At 70.3% G+C, this 3,927-nt stretch carries 5 protein-coding genes; all 5 read left to right on the plus strand.

Features of this window, described 5'->3' with window-relative positions; translation table 11 throughout:
- Positions 1–251 precede the first annotated feature (251 nt).
- Positions 252–1,382, plus strand: coding sequence for a PilT/PilU family type 4a pilus ATPase (locus tag VGR37_03295; protein ID HEV2146420.1), 1,131 nt, complete (start codon positions 252–254; stop codon positions 1,380–1,382).
- Between the two features lie 73 nt (positions 1,383–1,455).
- Positions 1,456–1,950, plus strand: coding sequence for a DUF456 domain-containing protein (locus VGR37_03300; GenBank protein ID HEV2146421.1), 495 nt, complete (start codon positions 1,456–1,458; stop codon positions 1,948–1,950).
- A 65-nt stretch (positions 1,951–2,015) separates the two neighbouring features.
- On the plus strand, positions 2,016–2,801 hold the full coding sequence (locus tag VGR37_03305) for a GvpL/GvpF family gas vesicle protein (GenBank protein ID HEV2146422.1): 786 nt from the start codon (positions 2,016–2,018) through the stop codon (positions 2,799–2,801).
- Positions 2,802–2,828: 27 nt separating this feature from the next.
- Positions 2,829–3,245 (plus strand): gas vesicle protein GvpG, encoded by a 417-nt coding sequence (locus VGR37_03310; GenBank protein ID HEV2146423.1) that lies wholly within the window; start codon positions 2,829–2,831, stop codon positions 3,243–3,245.
- Between the two features lie 5 nt (positions 3,246–3,250).
- A complete protein-coding gene (locus VGR37_03315) occupies positions 3,251–3,739 on the plus strand; it encodes an NAD(P)H-dependent glycerol-3-phosphate dehydrogenase (protein HEV2146424.1) in 489 nt (162 codons plus the stop codon).
- Positions 3,740–3,927: the final 188 nt, after the last annotated feature.

Genomic DNA, 3,927 nt, shown 5'->3' on the forward strand with positions numbered 1-3,927 from the left:
CATCCCGCCTGTGCTCCGTACCAGCCTTGCCTCCTCTGTTACGCCTCCCGCGGAGCCGCCGCTGCGTGCCCTCTCCACGGCCAATCCTGCCGTCGACTCGGTGCCGCCTCCGAAGGCCCCCTTCTTCAACAGCCTTCTAGCCGGCATCGGCTGTCCGGTGTACGCCTCGGCCGCTCCTCCCCGGCCTCCCTGATTCGCGCGATTCTCCCTGGCCGATCCGCCTGGTTGCGGGATCGAGTAAACGGATACATATGGAAAAGATCATCCAGGCCGCGGTGGAGCGCGGCGCCAGCGACCTGCACATCAAGTCCGGCGACGTGTTCCGGGCGCGGATCAACGGGCACCTGGTCCCGCTCACCAAGCAGCGGCTCTCCCCGGAGCAGACGCGCCAGATCGCGCTGCAGCTCATCCCCAACGAGCGGGACCGGGGGCGCATCGACGAGATGCAGGACTACGACTGCTCCTGGGGGCTCCCGGGGGTGGGCCGCTTCCGCGTGAACATCCTCCGCCAGCGGGGGAGCTTCATGATCGTGATGCGGGTGATCCCGTTCGAGATCCCCACCTTCGAGCAGCTCGGCCTCCCCCCCGTGCTGCAGCGCATCGCGGAGATGGAGCGCGGCCTGGTGCTGGTGACGGGGGTGACCGGGTCGGGGAAGAGCAGCTCGCAGGCCGCCATGCTGGGCTACATGAACCAGCACATGCGGCGGCACATCGTGACGCTGGAGAACCCGATCGAGTTCCTGCACCGGGACGTCAACTCGTCCATCACGCAGCGGGAGATCGGGATGGACACCGACTCCTTCTCCGTGGGGCTGCGGGCGGCGCTCCGGCAGGACCCGGACGTGATCCTGATCGGCGAGATGCGCGACACGGAGAGCATCGACATCGCGCTCAAGTCCGCGGAGACGGGGCACCTGGTGATCTCCACCGTGCACACGCGCGACGCGGCCTCCACCATCTCCCGCCTGGTGGCCGTGTTCCCCACGCACGAGCAGCAGATGGTGCGGATCCGCCTCTCCGAGCAGCTCCAGGCGGTGGTCTCGCAGCGGCTCCTCCCCCGGGCGGACGGGAGCGGGCGGGCGCTGGCCTGCGAGGTCATGGTGGTCACCGGCACCATCCGCGACTGCATCCTGGACCCGGAGAAGATGTCGGAGATCCCGGACCTGATCGCGGAGGGCCGCACCACCTACGGGTCGCAGACCTTCGACCAGTGTCTGATGGAGCTGGTGAACGACGGCAGGGTGGACTACCAGGTCGCCAAGGCCGCGGCGAGCAACCCCGGCGATTTCGAGCTGAAGATGAACGTGCTCTCCGGCCGCGGTCCCGCCGCCGCCGCCGCCCCCTCCGGGATGGGCGACATGACCACCGGGTACGGCTTCTAGGGGACCGCGGCACGCTCCCCGCGGAGGGCGCAGTAGGAGTTTCGCACTCACGCACTTCCGCACTTTCGCATCCATGCTGTACCTCGCCCTGGTGGTCCTGCAGGTCGTCGGCCTCTTCCTGATCCCCTTCGGGCTCCCGGGGATCTGGGTGCAGGTGCTGGCGCTGGCGGCGTTCGCGGTGGCCACCGACTTCGCCTCGGTGGGGGCGGTGGCGATCGGGGTGGTGGTGGCGATGGCGCTGGCGGCGGAGGCCATCGAGTTCTGGCTGGGCGGGCACTTCGCGCGGCGCTACGGCGGGAGCCGGGCGGCGGGGTGGGGCGCCATCCTGGGCGGGGTGGTGGGCGCCATCGCCGGGGTGCCGGTCCCGGTGGTGGGGAGCATCGTCGGGTCGTTCGTGGGCTCGTTCGCGGGGGCCTTCCTCTTCGAGGTGCTCTGGATGCGCGGGCAGGGGATGCGGCCGGCGCTGCGCACCGGGTGGGGGGCGTTCCTGGGGCGGCTGGCGGCCACCGCGGCGAAGGCGGGGATCGGGGTGGCGGTGGCGGCGGTGGCGCTCTTCGCGGCGCTGTAGCGCGCGGCGGGGTGGTCCCCTTTTTGCCGCCGCCGCGGCAGAGGCGTTCCCCAGAGGCGGAGACGATGACCGAGGAGACCAGCCCCCCGGTGGATGCCGGGAAGTACGTGTACTGCATCATCAAGTGTCCCCGGACCCGGGAGTTCGGCAACATCGGGATCGGGGACGGGACCAACCGGGTGTTCACGGTGCACTTCGGCGAGCTGGCGGCCGTGGTGAGCGACACCCCCCTCCGCATCTACGACCCCACCCGCGAGAACGTCCTGGCGCACGAGTTCGTGAACGAGACGGTGATGCGCGAGCATACCGTGATCCCCATGAGCTTCGGGACGCTCTTCCGCACCGAGAACGACATCGTCGAGCTGCTCAAGTCCACCTACCAGGCGTTCGACGACGTGCTGGAGAAGATGGCGGACAAGATCGAGTTCGGGCTCAAGGTGCTCTGGGACCGCGAGAAGGTGATCGCCACCCTGGAGCAGGAGAACGAGGAGATCCGCCGCCTGCGCGACGAGATCGGCCGGAGCGCGCAGAGCTCCACCTACTTCGCGCGGATGCAGCTGGGCCGCCTGGTGGAATCGGCGCTGGAGGAGGCGGGGAACGCCTTCGTCCGCGACATCCACGAGGCGCTGAAGCCCGCCGCGGTGGCCTCGCGCTCCAACAAGCCCATCGGCGACCGGATGATCATGAACGCCGCCTTCCTGGTGGAGCGCGACCGCGAGAAGGCGTTCGACGACCGGGTGAAGGAGGTGTCGCGCAAGTACGAGTCGATGCTGACCTTCAAGTACACCGGCCCGTGGCCGCCGTACAACTTCGTGAACATCAAGCTGAAGCTGGAGAAGGCGTCGGGATGAGCCTTCTCCCTCTGCTTCCCTGGTAGCATGGGCCTCCTCAAGCACCTCCTCTTCTGGCCGGTCACCGGGCCGCAGTTCCTCGTCGAGTTCTCGCTCGGCAAGGTGGAGGAGACCGTGCGGAAGGAGCTCACCGACGACCAGTCGGTGAAGGAGGACCTGCTCGCCCTGCAGATGCAGCTGGAGCTGGGCGAGATCGACGACGCGGAGTACCTGGAGCGCGAGGCGGAGCTGATGCGGCGGTTCCGCGAGGTCCGCGAATGGCGGGAGGAGTTCGGGATGGGGACCACGGGCGGGCCGGTGCGCGTGGCCGGGTCGGGGACGGAGGGCGGGGAGCCGACGGAGCCGCCGGGGGAGGGCGAGCCGGACCCGGAGCGGCAGCGCGGCGGGATCGCTTCGTCGGGAGGGGCGAGCGTGGAGTTCGACCTGGGCTGGGACGAGCGGTAGCGGCCGTGCTTCCGGAACGGCTCGGCGCCGGTCCCGGGTGGACGTTCGTCGGCGGGAAGGGCGGGGTGGGGAAGACCACCGTCGCGGCGGCGCTCGCCGTCGGCATGGCGGACGCCGGGGAGCGCGTGCTGGCGATCTCCACCGACCCGGCGCACTCGCTGGGCGACGCGCTGGGGACGGCGCTGGGCGCGGAGCCGGCCACCTTCGCGGGTCTGGCCGGACTGGGCGACCTGGTGGCCACCTGCAGCTCGCCGCTGTCGCGCAACCGGACGTTCGGCGAGAAGCTCGGCCGCGGGCAGACGCTGGAGGAGCTGATCGCCCAGAAGCAGCAGACCGCCGAGGGCGTGAAGAGCTGCCGGTCGATCCTGGACCTGGCGCGCAAGCACGACGTCGACATGCCCATCACCGAGAACGTCGTGCGGGTGGTGCACGAGGGGGTGGCTCCGTCCGACATGGTGCGGGCGCTGATGGACCGCACGACCAAGGCCGAGTGAGCGCGGGCCTCTAGCCTGGAGGCCATGAGCGACCCTCGTGGCGAGTCGACCCGCGCCGTGCACCCGCCGGCGCCTCCGCCGTTCGAGCAGGTGCCGCTGGCGCTGCCGGTCCACCGGTCGACGACCTACCGGTTCCCGACCGCGCAGGACTACGCCGACGTGCTCGGCGGTCGCGCGCCGGGCTACAC

This window comes from Longimicrobiaceae bacterium (genome assembly GCA_035936415.1).
Lineage (GTDB): Bacteria > Gemmatimonadota > Gemmatimonadetes > Longimicrobiales > Longimicrobiaceae > JAFAYN01.